Annotated in this window: 13 protein-coding genes; 10 read left to right on the top strand and 3 right to left on the bottom strand. The window is 67.1% G+C overall.

Annotated features, from left to right (window positions below):
• The first annotated feature begins 39 nt into the window (after positions 1-39).
• Positions 40-2754 carry an aconitate hydratase AcnA gene (acnA, locus tag ACWV17_RS05820; RefSeq protein WP_455358755.1) on the top strand — a complete coding sequence of 905 codons (2715 nt, stop codon included), beginning with the start codon at positions 40-42 and terminating at the stop codon, positions 2752-2754.
• Positions 2755-2893: 139 nt separating this feature from the next.
• Here the strand turns inward: acnA and ACWV17_RS05815 are convergent, their stop codons facing one another.
• Both ACWV17_RS05815 and ACWV17_RS05810 read right to left on the bottom strand, forming a co-directional pair.
• Positions 2894-3316 (bottom strand): hypothetical protein, encoded by a 423-nt coding sequence (locus ACWV17_RS05815; RefSeq protein WP_455352268.1) that lies wholly within the window; start codon positions 3314-3316, stop codon positions 2894-2896.
• Positions 3317-3565: 249 nt separating this feature from the next.
• The gene (locus tag ACWV17_RS05810) at positions 3566-4726 is read right to left on the bottom strand and encodes an NAD-dependent formate dehydrogenase (RefSeq protein ID WP_455352004.1); all 1161 of its coding nucleotides are present in this window, start codon (positions 4724-4726) and stop codon (positions 3566-3568) included.
• 355 nt (positions 4727-5081) lie between these two features.
• Here ACWV17_RS05810 and ACWV17_RS05805 point away from each other — a divergent pair, with 355 nt between their 5' ends.
• From ACWV17_RS05805 to fmdA, 3 genes are all read left to right on the top strand, one after another.
• The gene (locus ACWV17_RS05805; RefSeq protein ID WP_455358754.1) at positions 5082-5360 is read left to right on the top strand and encodes an FmdB family zinc ribbon protein; all 279 of its coding nucleotides are present in this window, start codon (positions 5082-5084) and stop codon (positions 5358-5360) included.
• 148 nt (positions 5361-5508) lie between these two features.
• A complete protein-coding gene (locus ACWV17_RS05800; RefSeq protein WP_455358753.1) occupies positions 5509-6147 on the top strand; it encodes an AmiS/UreI family transporter in 639 nt (212 codons plus the stop codon).
• 24 nt (positions 6148-6171) lie between these two features.
• Positions 6172-7422 carry a formamidase gene (gene fmdA / locus ACWV17_RS05795; protein ID WP_455352007.1) on the top strand — a complete coding sequence of 417 codons (1251 nt, stop codon included), beginning with the start codon at positions 6172-6174 and terminating at the stop codon, positions 7420-7422.
• 78 nt (positions 7423-7500) lie between these two features.
• Here the strand turns inward: fmdA and ACWV17_RS05790 are convergent, their stop codons facing one another.
• Positions 7501-11355 carry a GH92 family glycosyl hydrolase gene (locus ACWV17_RS05790; RefSeq protein WP_455358752.1) on the bottom strand — a complete coding sequence of 1285 codons (3855 nt, stop codon included), beginning with the start codon at positions 11353-11355 and terminating at the stop codon, positions 7501-7503.
• 361 nt (positions 11356-11716) lie between these two features.
• Here ACWV17_RS05790 and ngcE point away from each other — a divergent pair, with 361 nt between their 5' ends.
• From ngcE to ACWV17_RS05760, 6 genes are all read left to right on the top strand, one after another.
• Positions 11717-13165: an N-acetylglucosamine/diacetylchitobiose ABC transporter substrate-binding protein gene (gene ngcE, locus ACWV17_RS05785; protein WP_455358751.1), complete on the top strand. Its 1449-nt coding sequence runs from the start codon at positions 11717-11719 to the stop codon at positions 13163-13165.
• A gap of 52 nt (positions 13166-13217) precedes the next feature.
• Positions 13218-14141 (top strand): carbohydrate ABC transporter permease, encoded by a 924-nt coding sequence (locus tag ACWV17_RS05780; RefSeq protein WP_455352010.1) that lies wholly within the window; start codon positions 13218-13220, stop codon positions 14139-14141.
• Positions 14141-15079 (top strand): carbohydrate ABC transporter permease, encoded by a 939-nt coding sequence (locus ACWV17_RS05775; protein WP_455358750.1) that lies wholly within the window; start codon positions 14141-14143, stop codon positions 15077-15079. The genes ACWV17_RS05780 and ACWV17_RS05775 overlap by 1 nt, the downstream gene beginning before the upstream one ends.
• A 250-nt stretch (positions 15080-15329) precedes the next feature.
• The gene (locus ACWV17_RS05770) at positions 15330-16529 is read left to right on the top strand and encodes an ROK family transcriptional regulator (protein WP_455352012.1); all 1200 of its coding nucleotides are present in this window, start codon (positions 15330-15332) and stop codon (positions 16527-16529) included.
• A gap of 120 nt (positions 16530-16649) precedes the next feature.
• On the top strand, positions 16650-17762 hold the full coding sequence (locus tag ACWV17_RS05765; protein ID WP_455358749.1) for a substrate-binding domain-containing protein: 1113 nt from the start codon (positions 16650-16652) through the stop codon (positions 17760-17762).
• Between the two features lie 182 nt (positions 17763-17944).
• Positions 17945-18281 (top strand): ATP-binding cassette domain-containing protein (locus ACWV17_RS05760; RefSeq protein WP_455358748.1); only part of this gene is annotated, 337 nt, incomplete at its 3' end.

Raw genomic sequence — 18281 nt, 5'->3', positions numbered from 1 at the left:
TGAACGGTTAGTACGCGCACATTGATGAAGGAGACTGTCGTGTCGGCGAACAGCTTCGACGCCCGCAGCACGCTGCGCGTGGGCGACGAGTCGTACGAGATCTTCAAGCTGGACAAGGTCGAGGGCTCCGCCCGCCTCCCTTACAGCCTGAAGGTGCTGCTGGAGAACCTGCTCCGCACAGAGGACGGCGCGAACATCACCGCCGACCACATCCGGGCGCTCGGCGGCTGGGACTCCCAGGCGCAGCCGAGCCAGGAGATCCAGTTCACGCCGGCCCGCGTGATCATGCAGGACTTCACCGGCGTGCCCTGTGTCGTCGACCTCGCCACCATGCGCGAGGCCGTCAAGGAGCTCGGCGGCGACCCGGCGAAGATCAACCCGCTGGCCCCGGCCGAGCTGGTCATCGACCACTCCGTCATCGCCGACAAGTTCGGCACCCCGGAGTCGTTCGCGCAGAACGTGGAGCTGGAGTACGGCCGCAACAAGGAGCGCTACCAGTTCCTGCGCTGGGGCCAGACCGCCTTCGACGAGTTCAAGGTCGTCCCGCCCGGCACCGGCATCGTCCACCAGGTCAACATCGAGCACCTGGCCCGTACGGTCATGGTCCGTAACGGCCAGGCCTACCCCGACACCCTCGTCGGCACCGACTCCCACACCACCATGGTCAACGGCCTCGGTGTGCTCGGCTGGGGCGTCGGCGGTATCGAGGCCGAGGCCGCGATGCTCGGCCAGCCCGTCTCGATGCTCATCCCGCGCGTCGTCGGCTTCAAGCTGACCGGCGAGCTGCCGGCCGGCACCACCGCCACCGACCTGGTGCTCACGATCACCGAGATGCTGCGCAAGCACGGCGTCGTCGGCAAGTTCGTCGAGTTCTATGGTGAGGGCGTCGCCGCGACCTCCCTCGCCAACCGCGCCACCATCGGCAACATGTCGCCGGAGTTCGGCTCCACCGCCGCGATCTTCCCGATCGACGGCGAGACCCTCAACTACCTGAAGCTGACCGGCCGCAGCGAGCAGCAGGTCGCGCTCGTCGAGGCGTACGCCAAGGAGCAGGGCCTCTGGCTCGACCCGGCCGCCGAGCCCGACTTCTCCGAGAAGCTGGAGCTCGACCTCTCCACGGTCGTCCCCTCCATCGCCGGCCCGAAGCGTCCGCAGGACCGTATCGTCCTGGCCAACGCCGCCGAGCAGTTCAAGAGCGACGTCCGCAACTACGTCGAGGACGACGACGAGGCGGGCAAGGAGTCGTTCCCCGCCTCTGACGCCCCGGCCTCCACCAACGGTGTGCCGACCCGGCCGACCCTGGTCACCGCCGCCGACGGTTCGACGTACGAGATCGACCACGGCGCCGTCACCGTCGCCGCGATCACCTCCTGCACCAACACCTCGAACCCGTACGTCATGGTCGCCGCCGCGCTGGTGGCCAAGAAGGCGGTCGAGAAGGGCCTGACCCGCAAGCCGTGGGTCAAGACCACCCTGGCCCCCGGCTCGAAGGTCGTCACCGACTACTTCGACAAGGCGAACCTGACCCCGTACCTCGACAAGCTGGGCTTCAACCTCGTCGGTTACGGCTGCACCACCTGCATCGGCAACTCCGGCCCGCTGGACGAAGAGGTCTCCAAGGCCGTCAACGACCACGACCTGGCCGTGACCTCGGTGCTCTCCGGCAACCGCAACTTCGAGGGCCGGATCAACCCCGACGTCAAGATGAACTACCTCGCCTCCCCGCCGCTGGTCGTCGCGTACGCCATCGCCGGATCGATGAAGGTGGACATCACGCGCGACGCGCTCGGTACGGACACCGAGGGCAACCCCGTCCACCTGCGGGACATCTGGCCGTCCGAGGCCGAGGTCAACGAGGTCGTCGCCTCCGCGATCGGCGAGGACATGTTCAACAAGTCCTACCAGGACGTCTTCGCGGGCGACGCGCAGTGGCAGGCGCTGCCGATCCCCACCGGCAACACCTTCGAGTGGGACCCGCAGTCCACCTACGTGCGCAAGCCCCCGTACTTCGAGGGCATGACGATGGAGACGACCCCGGTCGAGGACATCGCGGCCGCCCGTGTGCTGGCCAAGCTGGGCGACTCGGTCACCACCGACCACATCTCCCCGGCCGGTGCGATCAAGGCCGACACGCCGGCCGGCAAGTACCTCACGGAGCACGGCGTCGAGCGTCGCGACTTCAACTCGTACGGTTCCCGCCGTGGCAACCACGAGGTGATGATCCGCGGCACCTTCGCCAACATCCGCCTGCGCAACCAGATCGCGCCGGGCACCGAGGGCGGCTACACCCGCGACTTCACCGTCGAGGGTGGCCCGGTCTCCTTCATCTACGACGCCTCGCAGAACTACCAGGCCGCCGGCACCCCGCTGGTCATCCTGGCAGGCAAGGAGTACGGCTCGGGCTCGTCCCGTGACTGGGCCGCGAAGGGCACCGCGCTGCTGGGCGTGAAGGCCGTCATCGCCGAGTCGTACGAGCGCATCCACCGCTCGAACCTGATCGGCATGGGCGTACTGCCGCTCCAGTTCCCGGAGGGCGCGTCGGCGCAGTCCCTCGGCCTGACCGGCGAGGAGACCTTCTCCTTCACCGGCGTGACGGAACTGAACAACGGCACCACCCCGCGCACGGTCAAGGTGACCACGGACACGGGCGTCGAGTTCGACGCGGTCGTCCGCATCGACACCCCGGGTGAGGCGGACTACTACCGCAACGGCGGCATCATGCAGTACGTGCTGCGGAACCTCATCCGCGGCTAGGGCCGGACAGGCCGTAGTAGCCGGCAGCACCGGCACGGCCGAAGGGCCGCACCCCGCGATCATCGCGGGGTGCGGCCCTTCTCCGTTCGACCGGGGAAGACTCAGCCGTCAGTGCGTGCTGAGGGAGCCCCGGGGCTCGTCACGGCTTCCCGCCGATTTCACACGCCTGGCACGGGGGGCGGCCGCAGGTGCACTGCATGATCGCGTTGAGGACTCCGCGATCGTGGTAGAGGCACTCGTCCTTGCAGGTGTGACGCGGGATGAATCCTGCCGGGATCTCACCGGGCCACGGCTCGTGGCCGTCCCGGCAGCGGACAAACCGCTCCGGGTCGGTGGAGTGCAGTTCGTGCATGTTCGACCGCGCCTCCTCCTCCAGCTCCCGCACTCGCTCCACCAGAGCCTTGAGCTCAGCGGCGATGCCGGAGTACCGGTCGGCACCGGTCCGCACATGCGCGGCCCGCAGTGCCATCGCTGCGTTGCCCAGAAACCTGCCGGCGTCCTGGAGGTCGGTCACGTGGTGCATCTGAATGCCGGTCACGCCCCGGACCCACACGGCGTCCATACTCACTGATCCACCTTCCCGGCGTTCGCCTTGGTTTTCTTGCGAGAGATTCGCGCGGCGCCGGTGCCTCCGCATACGGAAAAATCAATCTAATTGCGGACACTAAGACTCTCGGTCGCACCAGTCCAGTGAATTCGGAGTGAGTCACCTCACAGCAGGCATGGCGATACCTGAACGGGATCCATTGCCCACTCCGTGGTGGATCTTCCAGTGATTTCTTGTTCGTGGGCTGTTATCCGTCACCCATTATCAAGCGACCGTATAGGAGCGCGCTCCCGTCCCGGCCAGCCCGCCACTGTCGACGATCAGGTACTCCGGGCGGATGGGGCGTCCGTCGAGCCAGCACTCCAGGATCTCCCGGACGCCGGCCGCATAGCGGGCCTGCGCGGAGAGGGTCGACCCGGACACATGCGGCGTCATCGCCTCGTACGGCATGGTGCGCCAGGGGTGGTCGGGCGGTGGTGGCTGCGGATACCAGACGTCACCTGCGTAACCGGCCAGTTGGCCGCTGTTCAGGGCCCGCACCACGGCGTCCCGGTTCATGATGAGCGCGCGTGCGGTGTTGACGATGTACGAACCACGCTTCATGACCCCGATGAGTTCGTCATCGAACAGGTTCCGCGTCTGCGGATGCAGGGGAGCATGGACCGACAGCACATCGACCGAGGAGGCCAGAGAGCGGGCGTCGGGGTGATACGTCACCCCCAGCTCCTCCTCGACCTCCGACGGCAGCCGGTGCGGGTCGCAGTAGTGCAGGGTGACGTCGAAGGGCTTGAGGCGGCGCAGCACGGCCTGGCCGATCCGGCCGGAGCCGAGGATGCCGACGTGCATGCCCTCCAGGTCGTAGGCGCGCGAGACGCTGTCGGCGATGTTCCAGCCCTGCTTGGCGGTCACCCAGTCGTGAGCGGGCATGTAGTTGTGCACCAGGGTGAGGATCTGCATGACGGTGTGCTCCGACACGCTGATGCTGTTGCTGAAGGTCACCTCGGCCACCGTGATGCCGTGGGAGATGGCGCTCGGCAGGTCGACATGGTCCGATCCGATTCCCGCCGTGATCGCCAGCTTGAGGTGGGGAGCCCCGGCGATCCTCTCGGCCGTCAGATAGGCGGGCCAGAAGGGCTGCGAGATCACCACGTCGGCGTCGGGCAGCTCACGGTCCAGGGTGGAGTTCGGCTCCTCCTTGTCGCTGGTGACGACATAGGTGTGACCCCGGTCCTCCAGGAACCGGCGCAGCCCGAGTTCCCCCGAGACGCTGCCGAGCAGCTCCCCCGGGGTGAAGTCGACGGCTTCCGGGGTCGGCGCGGTCTGTCCCCCCGGGTAGCCGGTGATGGTGGGAATCTCGTCGCGGGCGTAGGCGGGAGGGTAGCCGCCCACAGGATCCGGATAGAGCACCGAAAGAATCTTTGCCATGGCCGTCCTCCACCGATGGGGCAGCCGCTCCGGTATACCGGGCGGGCCTTCCGTCGAGACGCGAGCCACTGGATTCGGGTTCGCGAGAGCCGGGCGCTGCCGGCCATCAAACTGATTGACGATCTTGCATTTAATTTTAGTCGAGCATGCGGACGCGGACGAGGGGGTGCGAGCAGGTTCAGCCGTCCCCACGGCGGCTGGTGAGGGGGCGGTCCAGTCGTACGGGACTTGACACGTGGATTCCCGAGACGTCTCCTTGAAAGTGAGGAGAGAAACGCGATGTGGCGTGCGCTCATGAGGGTGCGCCGCAGACGTTCGGATTGACACCAGCGTCCACCGGCATCCGGAGGCTGCTGTGGCAACCTATGAATACCTGTGCAGCCGCTGCGGGCCTTTCGACGTGAAGTTGGCGATCGGGACAGCGCCCAAAGTCAATCGTTGTCCTGTTTGCGCAGGCGCTGCGAGACGTGTGTACTCCTCACCCGGCCTCACGCTGACCTCGAACGCGCTCGCCGGCCTCCATGACCGGGAGGAGCAGGCCCGTGAGGCCCCGGCAGTCGTCTCCGAAGTGCCGCCACGCGGCAGGGTGCCGCGGCACCCGCACCCCGCGCTCTCGCGGTTGCCGCGTCCTTGAGGGAGGTGGTCGGCAAAGCGGAACGTCTCAGGCGGGTTTCGATGTCGGAACACGGACGTCGTTCTCGTCGTGGTGCGCGGAATGCGGAATCGCGTAACGCGGGCACGACGGCATTCCGCCCCCACGCGGACTTAGGAGGTGCGTCCCCGTGGGAAACGTGGGACTGCTCTTCGTCGGTGCGGTGCTCTTCCTCAATGGGTTGCTGCTTCTCGGCAAGGTCGATGCCCGGTCGGGAGCGGTGTTCAACCTGTTTATAGGCGCACTTCAGGTGCTGACGCCGACCTACCTCATCTTCACTGCCGATGGTGACCCCATGAAGATCCTGGCGGCATCCGGCATCTACTTGTTCGGTTTCACCTACCTGTACGTAGGTATCGGCCTTCTCGCCGGTCTCGACAGTACCGGCGTCGGCTATTATTCGCTGTTTGTGGCAATTGCAGCCCTGGGATACTCGTTCGTCAATTTCCGGCTCTTCAAGGACTACCCCTTCGGGGTCATCTGGCTCTACTGGGCATTCCTGTGGCTCCTGTTCTTCCTGCTGCTCGGTCTCAAGATGGACAGCCTCACCACCTATACGGGCTGGGTCACGGCGATCCAAGGCTGGGTCACCGGCGTGATTCCCGCGGGGCTGCTGCTCTCCGGCTACTGGAAGCACCCCTCCGAGATCGCCATCGCACTGGCGGCCTTCGGCGTGGTGGTGTTCGGGGCGCTGTGGCCGCGTACCAGGAAATCGTCCCAGGCGGCCTCAGCCCCACCGGCAGCCGGGAGCGCGGGCGCACCAACGTGACCGGATCAGAAATGAGGAGCTGTCATGCCCGAAATTCTCTTCAGCGTGGACCACAGTAAGTCGATGCGTGACCAGACTGTTCCCGGACACAACCGGTGGCACCCGGACGTCCCCACCGTCGCCATGGTGCGGCCAGGAGCGGAGTTCCGCGTGGAGTGCCGCGACTGGACCGACTGCCAGGTCGGCAACAACGACTCCGCCAACGACGTACGCGACATCGACCTGACCATTCCTCACATGCTCAGCGGCCCGATAGGCGTGGAGGGCGCCGAACCCGGCGACCTTCTCGTCGTCGACATCCTCGACCTCGGCCCCGTGCCGCAGCAGACCGGGGATGCGGCGGGCCAGGGCTGGGGTTACACCGGCATCTTCGCCAAGGCCAACGGCGGCGGCTTCCTGACCGACTATTTCCCGGACGCCTACAAGGCGATCTGGGACTTCCACGGACAGCGGGCGGTCTCCCGTCACCTTCCCGGGATCAGCTTCACCGGAATCACCCACCCCGGGCTGTTCGGAACCGCCCCGTCCGCCGAGATGCTCGCCCGCTGGAACACCCGCGAGCAGGCGCTGATCGACACCGACCCGAACCGGGTCCCGCCGCTGGCCGTACCGCCGGACGGCACCAACGCGCTCGCCGGCACGGCCACCGGAGACCTCGCGCGGCGCATCGGCGAAGAAGGCGCACGCACGGTGCCTGCCCGCGAGAACGGAGGCAACCACGACATCAAGAACTTTACCCGGGGTTCGAGGGTCTTCTACCCCGTACACGTCAAGGACGCCAAGCTCTCCGGAGGCGACCTGCACTTCAGCCAGGGCGACGGAGAGATCACTTTCTGCGGCGCCATCGAGATGGGCGGCTTCATCGACTTCCACGTCGACCTGATCAAGGGCGGCATGGAGACGTATGGCATCTCCACCAATCCCGTGTTCATTCCGGGCAACGTCGAGCCGAGGTACACGGAGTTCCTCACCTTCATCGGGATCTCCGTCGACCACGACACGGACACGAACTTCTACCTGGACGCGACACTGGCCTACCGCCGCGCCTGCCTCAACGCCGTCGAGTACTTCAAGAAGTTCGGCTACAGCGGAGAGCAGGCCTACCTGCTGCTCGGTTCTTCCCCCATAGAGGGACGCATCAGCGGCATCGTCGACATCCCCAACGCCTGCTGCTCGCTGTACGTGCCCACCGCCATGTTCGACTTCGACGTCCGGCCGACCGCCGCCGGACCGATGAAGGCCGACCGCGGTCAGTGCGCGTTGAGCACCGCCTGACCGGACCCCCGCTGCGGCCCCGCAGTCCCGGCTGCGGGGTCAGAGAGTGCCGTTCTTGACGGCGGTGACACTCCAGGGCTACGCCAGGAGTTCGACCTCGGCCAGGGTCGCGGATCCGTTCGGTACCAGCCGGTACTTCTCGTACGTGCCGGGACGCGCGACCGCGAAGGCCCGGGTCTGCTTGTCCCAGGCGAAGGACTCACCCGAGCGCTTGTCCAGATCCGCCCACTTCTCGCCGTCGTTCGAGCCTTGCAGTACCCACCCCTTCGGGGCCTTCGCCCGGTCCGACGAGGTGAGGGTGTACTGGAACGCCCGCGTAGCGGACCGTACCGGGAGGTCCGCCGCCTCGAACGGCGCGTCCGTCGCCGACGAGTTGTCGTACAGCGGGCCGGTCCCGGTGAGGACGTCACCCGCCGGTGCCGGCACCTTGTCGTCCTGGGTGATCGAGACCGGGGCCGCGTTCGTCCCCGTGCCCCACGACGAGGGCCGGGAGCCCATCGCGAAGTCCAGCGTGCCGCCGCGGGCCAGCAGGTCGTGCGGGAGCGCGGTGGACTTCCACGGTTTGCCGTTGACCTTCAGGGACTGCACATAGATGTTCCGCGCGCTGTTCTCCGGCGCCCGCACCACCAGCTTCCGGCCGTTGTCCAGATGCACGGTGGCCTTGGTGAAGAGAGGGGAGCCGACCGCGTACTCACCGCTGCCCATCACCAGCGGATAGAAGCCGAGGGCACTGAACAGGTACCAGGCGGACTGCTCGCCGTTGTCCTCGTCGCCGTGGTAGCCCTGGCCGATCTCGCTGCCGGTGTACAGACGGGACAGCACCTCCCGGACCTTCTCCTGCGTCTTCCAGGGTTTCGAGGCCGCGTTGTACATGTACGTGGCGTGGTGGGCGACCTGGTTGCTGTGCCCGTACATGCCCATCCGCACATCACGCGCCTCGGTCATCTCGTGGATCACGCTGCCGTACGAGCCCACGAACTCGGGCGAGGCCGTTTCCGGGGTGGCGAAGTACGTGTCCAGCTTCTTGCCGAGACCGGAACGGCCGCCGTAGAGGTTGGCCAGACCGCGGGAGTCCTGCGGCGCGGTGAACGCGTAGCCCCAGCCGTTGGTCTCGGTGTAGTCGTAGCCCCAGATGCGCGGGTCGTACGTCTCCGAGGGGACGCGCCAGTCGCCCTTCAGGTCCCTGCCCTGGAAGAAGCCGGCCTGCCCGTCGAAGAGCTTGACGTAGTTGCGGGCGCGGTTGAGGAAGTACGCCGACTCCTCCTTGTACCGGTCCTTCTTTGTCTTCGCGTAGAGGGCCTGACCCATCCTCGCGAGCCCGTAGTCGTTGAGGTAGCCCTCCAGGGACCAGGACAGTCCCTCATGGGTCTTGGTGGAGGCGTACCCGAGGAAGGGGGAGGTGTCCATGCCCTTGCGGCCGACGCCCGGACCGGGCGGGACCACGGTCGCGTTCTTCAGGGCCGCCTCGTACGCCGCCTCGGCGTCGAAGTCCACGCCCTTGACATACGCGTCGGCGAAGGCGATGTCCGAGCTGGTGCCGGTCATCAGGTCGGCGTAGCCGGGAGAGGACCAGCGGGAGATCCAGCCGCCGTCCTTGTACTGCTGGACGAAGCCGTCGACCAGCTCGCCCGCCTTCTTCGGGGTCAGGAAGGAGTACGCGGGCCAGGTCGTGCGGTAGGTGTCCCAGAAGCCGTTGTTGACGTACACCTTGCCGTCGACGATCTTCGCGCCGGTACGGGTCGGGGTGTCCGGGCCGGTCTGCGGGGAGAAGGGGCTCGCGTACCGGTACGTGGGCTTCGCCTTCGTACCGGTGTTCTCGAAGCCGGAGTTGGGATACAGGTACAGCCGGTAGAGGCTGGAGTAGAGGGTGGTCAGCTGGTCGCGGCTCGCGCCCTCGACCTCGACGCGGCCGAGAATGTCGTCCCAGGCGTCCTGAGCGCGGTCCCGGACGCGCTCGAAGCGGGTGCCGGCCGGGATCTCGTCGGCGAGGTTCTTCTTCGCCTGCTCGACGCTGATGAGTGAGGTGGCGAGGCGCAGGCTGACCTGACGGTCCTTGCCGGGCGCGAAGCGCAGATAGCCGGTGACGTCGTCGCCGCCGCCCCCGCTCAGCTTGCCGCTCGCGGTGACCGGCGCGTCGAAGACGCCGTACACGAAGAGCCGGGTGGCGCCGGTGGACAGGCCGCTCTTGACGTCGGAGAAGCCGGTGACGGCGGAGTTCTCCGGATCGAGGGTGAGGCCGCCGTCGTTCGAGACGTTGTCGAAGACGACGCTCGCGTCGTCACCGGGATAGGTGAACCGCATCATGGCCGCGTGGTCGGCCGGTGTCATCTCGGCCTTCAGGCCGTTCTCGAACGTCACCCCGTAGTAGTGCGGCTTCGCCGTCTCCCTCGTGTGCCGGAAGGGGAGCGCGCGGGCCTTGCGGCCGGCGTCCGGGGTGCCGGCCACCGCCGACGGCATCAGCTGGAAGGTCTGCCGGTCGCCCATCCAGGGGCTCGGCTCATGGCTGGCGCTGAAGGCCTGGAGGGTGGGGAGGTTGTCGGCGTTGTTGGCGCGGGCGTAGTCGTACAGCCAGCTGGTGGAGGCGGCGTTGGTCACCGGCGTCCAGAAGTTGAAGCCGTGCGGGACGGCCGTGGCCGGGAAGTTGTTGCCTCGGGAGAAGCCGCCGCTGGAATGGGTGCCGCGGTTGGTCAGCGCGTAGTCCGAAAGGTGCGCCAGGCGCTTCTCCGGGGCCTTCGGGGCGATGCTCACGTCGTCGATCCAGCCCTGGAACTTCGCCGGGCCGGCGGGGGAGTCGTACGCGACCAGGATCCGGTCGACCGTCTTGCCGGCGGCGACCGAGCCGATCCGCGATTCCTTGTGGTTCCACTGGTTCACGTACAGCGTCTTGGAGGCGCCCTGGCCCTGCGGGCTGAGCCGGGCGCCGTGGTGGTCGAGGGCCTTGAGGTCACTCAGATAGGTGCCGTCGGTGAAGGCGAGGTCGACGGACACGTGCGTGGCGGGATAGCTGAGGTCGGTCTCCGCCATGGCGGGGAAGACCCGGTACGACAGCGCGGTGTCACGCGTGACGGCCGTGTTGACGTCGAAGACCTTGTTGTACGAGTACGCGCGGCCCTCCGGCCTGTGCGTACCGGCGTAGCGCAGCGCCCGCTTTCCGGTGAAGCCGGCGTTGGCCTTGGCGGTGGGGGAGCCGCTGGGACCGCGGTCGGGCTGACTGCGCATGTCCTGCGGGACCGGCACGCTCGTATCGCCGTTGGAGAACTGGACGTCCGCGAGCTGGGTGATGCCGGTGGCGCCGTTGTTACGGGTGATCTCCAGGCGGTAGTGCCGGTACGCCGTGGCGTCGGCGGCGTCCGCGACGTCGTACGACCTGGTCTGGAAGCGGTTCTCGAAGACCTGCCCATCCCGCGTGTCCAGGGTCTTCCAGTCCTTGCCGTCGGCGGAGCCCTTGAGGGTCCAGTCCCTGGGGTCGCGCGGCGCGAAGTCGTTCGCGGAGGTCAGTGCGTAGGTCACGACCTTGACCGGTTCGTCCAGGTCGAACTCCAGCCAGGCGGTGGTCTCGAAGGCCAGCCACTTGGTGCTGGACGACAGGTCGACGAGGTTCTCCTTGACCTCGCCGCCGCCCTCGTTCTCGGCGCTGGCCCGCACCTCGGTGACCTTGTCGGTGACGTTGCCCGGTATGCCGCTGCTGAAGCCGCCGTCGATTCCCGCTGCCCGCTTTGACCCATCAGGCGATGTTTCCACCGTATTGCGCCAGTTGGGCTGCGCTTCGCCCGCTTCGAAGGAGGAGCTGAACTCCCTGTCGGCACGGGCGGGCTGGGAGGGCGGCGAGGGCTGGGCGACGGCGGCTCCCTGCGCCGTCACGACCAGAGCGAATGCGGCGGCCACGAGGGCGGCGGCCGTGGGGCCTTGTCTGTGCCGGGGTGGGGTCTGCATCCCGAGTCTGGTCCTTCCCCTGGACAACGTTGTCAGGCTGAGGCGCAGGGACCAGTAGGGAGCCAAGTGCCGGGTGATGTCAAGGGTGTTGGGGAGTAATGCCCGAGACCATGCCCGAGTGGCGGTATGTGCCCGCACCGCAGACTCGTGGCCGGCGCAGTCATCCGTCAGGTCTCAACTCGGGAAAGACTGCCGCGCAAACGTGTTTTCGATCTTGCCCCCTTGGCGCGAAGTGGACTATACCTGTCGGCGTCTGCACGACCCAGCTTCAACTGACCGCGGTGGCGGGGCCCCTTCGCCAGAGGCGAAGTACGGGTGACCGGTACACCGCCTGAGTCCTGGAGAAGGCGAGGACTTGAGCATGGGATCCACCTCCGCGCACCACAGTGAGGGCCTTGGCCGTCGCGATCTGATCAAGCGTTCTGCCGCGCTCGGCCTGATCACCGTGCCGACGATGAGCTTCCTTTCCGCGTGCGCCAGCAGCGACAGTGGCGCCGAGGGAAAGGTGGAGAAGGGCAAGAAGAGCGCCAAGAACCCGCTCGGTGTCAACGAGACGGCGCAGCTCGAGGTCGTCATCTTCGACGGCGGCTTCGGCCAGCAGTACGCCCTGGACGCCGAGAAGAAGTATGAGGCGGCCTTCCCGAAGGCGCCCAAGGTCAAGCACCGGGCCACCCAGAAGATCCAGTCGGAGCTGCAGCCCCGCTTCAACGGCGGCACCCCGCCGGACCTGATCGACAACTCCGGTGCCCAGCAGATGGACATGGGCGTCCTGGTCGGCAAGAAGCAGCTCACCGACCTGACCCCGCTGCTGGACGCCCCGTCCATCGACGACCCGGCCAAGAAGGTGCGCGACACCCTGCGCCCCGGCATCGTCGAGATGGGCCAGTTCGACGGCGACCCGGTCTGGATCCTGTACTACGCCTACACCGTGTACGGCGTCTGGTACTCGCAGACCGCCCTGGAGAAGCTCGACGCCACGTACCCGGAGACCTGGGACGAGATGCTCGCGGTGTGCGAGAAGGCGAAGAAGAAGGGCATCGCCGGCTGGACGTACGCGGGCAAGCACCCGTACTACCTGCCGTTCTCGCTGTACCCGTTCATCGCCAAGATCGGCGGCCGCGAGGTCCTCGACGCGATCGACAACCTGGAGCCGAAGGCCTGGGGGCACCCGGCCGTCAAGGCCGCCTTCGAGGCGTACTACGAGCTCTACAAGAAGGGCTACATCCTCAAGGGCACGCCCGGTATCGACCACATCCAGTCGCAGACGGCCTGGACCCAGGGCAAGGCGCTCTTCATCCCGAACGGCTCATGGGTGGAGAACGAGGCGGCGAAGACGACGCCGGCCGACTTCAAGATGATGGTGGCCGCGCCGACAGGTCTGGACAAGTCCGACAAGCTGCCGTTCGGCACGATCTGGGCGTCCGGCGGTGAGCCGTTCATCGTCCCGGCCAAGGCGAAGAACGCCGAGGGCGGCATGGAGCAGCTGCGCATCATGCTCAGCGAGGCCTCGTCGAAGAGCTTCACCCAGCAGGTCAGGTCGCTGACCGCGTTCAACGGCGGAACCGACGGCCTCCAGCTCTCGACAGCCATGCAGTCCGGTGTCGACGCGCTGAAGAAGGCCGGCGACAACGTGGTGAACCCGCGTCTGCAGGACTGGTACGTGAAGCTGCAGAAGGAGCAGATCGGCGTCGCCGGCCTCGGCGAGATGATGGCCGGCCGCGCGACCCCGGCCGAGACCATCAAGAAGATCCAGGGCTTCGCCGACGCGGCTGCCAGGGACCAGTCCATCAAGCACTACAAGCACCAGTGAGCAGGCGTCACCAGCGGCGGCAGCGCCCGTCGGAAGATCGGGGTCGGTAACCATGCAACACGGCAAGTACCGGTTCATCGTGGGATTCCTGGCCGTCCCACTGGCCTTGTACGCGGTCTTCGTCATCTGGCCGTTCATCCAGTCCATCTACTACTCGTTCACGGACTGGACCGGCCTGAGCCCGGACTTCACGATGGTCGGCTTCGACAACTACAGCAGGATGCTGGACGACGACATCTTCTGGAAGTCGTTGCAGCACAGCCTGTGGTTCGCGCTGCTGCTGCCGCTGGTGACGCTCGGCCTCGCGCTGTTCTTCGCCTTCATGCTCAACGTCGGCGGGCGGCGTCGGAAGGGCGCCGCCATCGCCGGCGTGCGCGGGTCGTCCTTCTACAAGATCGCGTACTTCTTCCCGCAGGTGCTCTCGATCGCGATCGTCGCCCTGCTGTTCCAGTTCGCGTACAACCCGAACGAGGGCGCGATCAACGGGGCGCTGCGGGCGGTCGGCCTCGACAGCTTCCAGCCGGGCTGGCTGGGCGACCCCGACCTCGCACTGTGGTGTGTGATGGCGGTCCTGGTCTGGAGCACGGTCGGCTTCTTCGTCGTGCTCTTCTCCGCGGGCATGGCCTCCATCCCCAAGGACTTCTACGAGGCGGCGCTGCTGGACGGCGCGAGCCGCTTCACCACCTTTTTCAAGATCACCCTGCCGCTGCTCTGGGACACCGTGCAGTCGGGCTGGGTGTACATGGGCATCCTGGCGCTGGGCGCGGAATCGTTCGCGGTCGTCCAGATCATGACCGTCGGCCCCGGCGGACCCGACTACTCCACCACGGTCCTCACGCTGTACGTCTACCAAACGGCGTTCCGTGACGGCCAGGCGGCATACGCGACCACGATCGGCGTCGCCCTGCTCGTCGTCACCCTGGCCTTCGCGGCCGTCGTGATGCGGCTCGGCCGGCGCGAGCGGCTGGAGTTCTGATGAAGACCACCGACACCCCTCCCGCGGGTCCCGCCGGTCCCGCCGGCGTCGCCGAGGACCGGCCGCCCGTGAGGAAGACGCCCGCCGCGCCGGCCGGCAAGGCGAAGAGCAGTGAGGGCACGGTCCTCAACGTCTTCTCGCACGGCGTGCTCGTCATCTGGGCGATCATGGTGGTGCTGCCGCTGCTCTGGGCGGTGATGACGTCCTTCAAGACCGACGTGGACATCTTCACCTCACCGTGGTCTCTGCCGGACACCCTGCACTTCGAGAACTGGTCGCGGGCCTGGACCCAGGCCCATATGAGCGACTACTTCCTCAACACGGTCATCGTGGTGGGCGGTTCGCTCGCCGGCACGCTGCTGTTCGGCTCGATGGCGGCGTACGTCCTGGCCCGGTTCGAGTTCCCCGGGAACCGCTTCATCTACTTCCTCTTCATCGGCGGCATGAGCTTCCCGATCATGCTGGCGCTGGTGCCGCTGTTCTTCGTACTGAACAACGTCGACCTGCTCAACACGCTGCACGGCCTGATCCTGGTCTACATCGCCTACTCGCTGCCGTTCACTGTCTTCTTCCTGACGGCGTTCTTCCGTACGCTGCCGACCTCGGTGGCGGAGGCGGCACTGATCGACGGGGCCTCGCACACCCGGACCTTCTTCCAGGTCATGCTGCCGATGGCCAAGCCGGGGCTGATCAGCGTCGCGATCTTCAACTTCCTGGGGCAGTGGAACCAGTACATGCTGCCGACGGTGCTCAACACCGACCCGGAGAAGAAGGTGCTCTCCCAGGGCCTGGTCGAGCTCGCGGTCAGCCAGGGATACAAGGGCGACTGGTCCGGCCTCTTCGCCGGTCTGGTCATGGCCATGCTGCCGGTCCTCGCGGCGTACATCGTCTTCCAGCGCCAGGTGGTCGCCGGTCTGACGGCGGGGGCGCTGAAGTAGGCGCGCCACCGGAATCGCACACGACATCGCACCGATATCGCACACGACGGGATCCGCCCGCCGGCCACTGGCCGGCGGGCGGATCCCGTCTTTGCCGACGTTTCCCGTCCGCTCAAGGTCTTGACGGGAGGTAAGGCGAAAAGGTCAGCTTAGAGTTCACAAGTTGGACAGATACGCCGGGGGCTCATAGGGGCGCCCCCGGCCGGGGGCGGTGGTCGTGCCGCCCGCCAAGGGCAGGAGTGGATGAGTCGTGGAGACTCCGGGGTCGCAGTCTTCTCTGCACCGGGCCAACCTCGAACGGGTTGTACGCGCGGTGCGTATGGCCGGTTCGCTCACCCAGGCGGAGATCGCCCGCAGCACGGGACTTTCGGCGGCCACGGTCTCCAATATCGTCCGCGAACTCAAGGACGGCGGGACCGTCGAGGTCACGCCGACCTCGGCGGGTGGCCGCCGGGCCCGCAGCGTCTCGCTCAGCGGCGACGCGGGCATCGTCATCGGAGTCGATTTCGGCCACACCCACCTGCGGGTGGCGGTCGGGAACCTGGCCCACCAGGTGCTCGCGGAGGAGTCCGAGCCGCTGGACGTGGACGCCTCGTCCGCGCAGGGCTTCGACCGGGCGGAACAGCTGGTCAAGCACCTGATCAGCACGGTCGGGGTGAGCCAGGACAAGGTGATCGGCGTCGGTCTCGGGGTACCGGGACCCATCGACGTCGAGTCGGGCACGCTCGGCTCCACCTCGATCCTGCCGGGCTGGACCGGCATCCAGCCGGGCGACGAGCTCTCGGGCCGCCTCGGCGTCCCGGTGTACGTCGACAACGACGCCAACCTGGGCGCGCTGGGCGAGCTGGTCTGGGGCAGCGGGCGCGGGGTGAAGGACCTCGCGTACATCAAGGTCGCCAGCGGTGTCGGCGCCGGCCTGGTGATCAGCGGCCAGATCTACCGCGGGCCGGGCGGTACGGCGGGGGAGATCGGGCACATCACGCTCGACGAGTCGGGCCCGGTGTGCCGCTGCGGCAACCGCGGCTGCCTGGAGACGTTCACCGCCGCCCGGTACGTGCTGCCACTGCTGCGGCCGAGCCATGGCGCCGAGCTGACCATGGAACGCGTGGTGCAGCTGGCCCGTGAGGGCGACCCCGGCTGCCGCCGGGTGATCGGCGACGTCGGACGCCACATCGGCAGTGGTGTCGCCAACCTCTGCAACCTGCTCAACCCCAGTCGGGTGGTGCTGGGCGGAAATCTGGCGGAAGCGGGAGAATTGGTCCTCGGACCGATACGGGATTCGGTCTCCCGGTACGCGATTCCCAGCGCGGCCCGTCAGCTGTCCGTTCTGCCCGGGGCGCTCGGCGGACGAGCCGAAGTGCTGGGCGCGTTGGCCCTCGTGCTGAGCGAAATGGGCGATTCTACCCTTCTGGACAGCTCGGTTCCCGCCGGGACGCCTGCCTTCACTTAGATAACGAATGGCACCGTTGTCATCTCGTTAAGGATTTACTCCTTGACGCTGGCGTTGGGGCCGAGTTGACTTCCAGCCACCTCGGCCGCACCGTCGCGGCCTCGTCAGGGAGGTTTCTGTATGAACACGCAGATGCGTCGTGCCGCCGTGGGCGTGGCCGCCACCGCAATGGCTGTCTCGCTCGCTGCCTGTGGCAGTGCCAAGGAGTCCGGCGAGAACGGCACGGCGACCGGCGCAGGCAAGGGCGACGCGATCACGATCGGTCTCCTCCTTCCGGAGAACCAGACCGCCCGATACGAGAAGTTCGACAAGCCGCTCATCGAGGAGAAGATCAGCGAGCTGACGAACGGCAAGGGCAAGGTCGTCTACGCCAATGCCAAGCAGGACGCGACCCTGCAGACGCAGCAGGTCGACACGATGATCACCAACAAGGTCGACGCCCTGATCGTGGACGCGGTCGACTCCAAGGCCATCGCCGGCGCTGTGAAGAAGGCCAAGGACGCGGGCATCCCGGTCGTCGCGTTCGACCGTCTCGCCGAGGGCCCGATCGACGGCTACACCTCGTTCGACAACGAGGAGGTCGGCCACGTCCAGGGCAAGGCGCTCCTGGAGGCCCTGGGCGACAAGGCCAAGAGCGGCCAGATCGTGATGATGAACGGTGCGATCACCGACCCGAACGCCGCCCTCTTCAAGAAGGGCGCGCACGCCGAGCTCGACGGCAAGGTGAACATCGGCAGGGAGTTCGACACCAAGGAGTGGAAGCCGGAGAACGCCAACGCCAACATGGAGGCGGCGATCACGGCCCTGGGCAAGGACAAGATCATCGGCGTCTACTCCGCCAACGACGGCATGGCGGGCGGCATCATCACCGCCCTGAAGGCAGCCGGCTTCGCCAAGCTCCCGCCGGTCACCGGCCAGGACGCCGAGCTGGCCGGTGTGCAGCGGATCGTCGCGGGTGAGCAGTTCGCGAGCGTCTACAAGCCGTACGCGCCGGAGGCCGCGGCCGCCGCCGAGATGGCCGTCGCGCTCGCCAAGGGCGAGAAGCTCGACTCCATCGCCAAGGAGAAGGTGGACAGCCCCACCAACAAGGGCGTCCCCTCGGTGCTCGTCCCGGTCGTCTCGCTGACCAAGGACAACATCAAGGACACCGTCATCAAGGACGGCGTCTACACGGTCGCCGAGATCTGCACCCCGAAGTACAAGGCCGCCTGCGACGCGCTCGGTCTGAAGTAGCCCACAGGCTCCTCGGGATCCACCGCACCACCTGAAGCCCTGCCCGGTGCCCGGCCCCCCTCCAGTCCCCGCTATCGGGGCCGGCACCGGACAGAAATGCTTCTCCCACGATCATTCGCTTCTGCTCAACCACCGCGCCCTCCCCCGGCGCGAGCATCCCCGCCGGTCAGGCGGCGAAGGAGATGGTTCACGTGTCCGCTACGCCCGTGCTGGCGTTGCGCGGGGTCTCCAAGCGATTCGGTGCCGTTCAGGCGCTCACCGACGTAGAGCTTGAGGTCCACGGCGGCGAGGTGGTCGCCCTCGTCGGCGACAACGGCGCCGGAAAGTCCACGCTGGTCAAGACGATCGCCGGCGTGCACCCCATCGATGAAGGCGCCATCGAATGGGAAGGCAAGGCCGTATCGATCAACAAGCCGCACGACGCCCAGAACCTGGGCATCGCGTGTCGGCGTACGGCCTTAGCTCCCCAGTTGTGTACAGACGAACGTCCCCAGACGTCAGGCCACTTCGGTCTCTCGC

The sequence above is a fragment of the Streptomyces mabaensis genome, from assembly GCF_053763515.1.
Note: the sequence above shows the minus strand (reverse complement) of the source record. Positions and strands in the feature narration are given on the sequence as shown.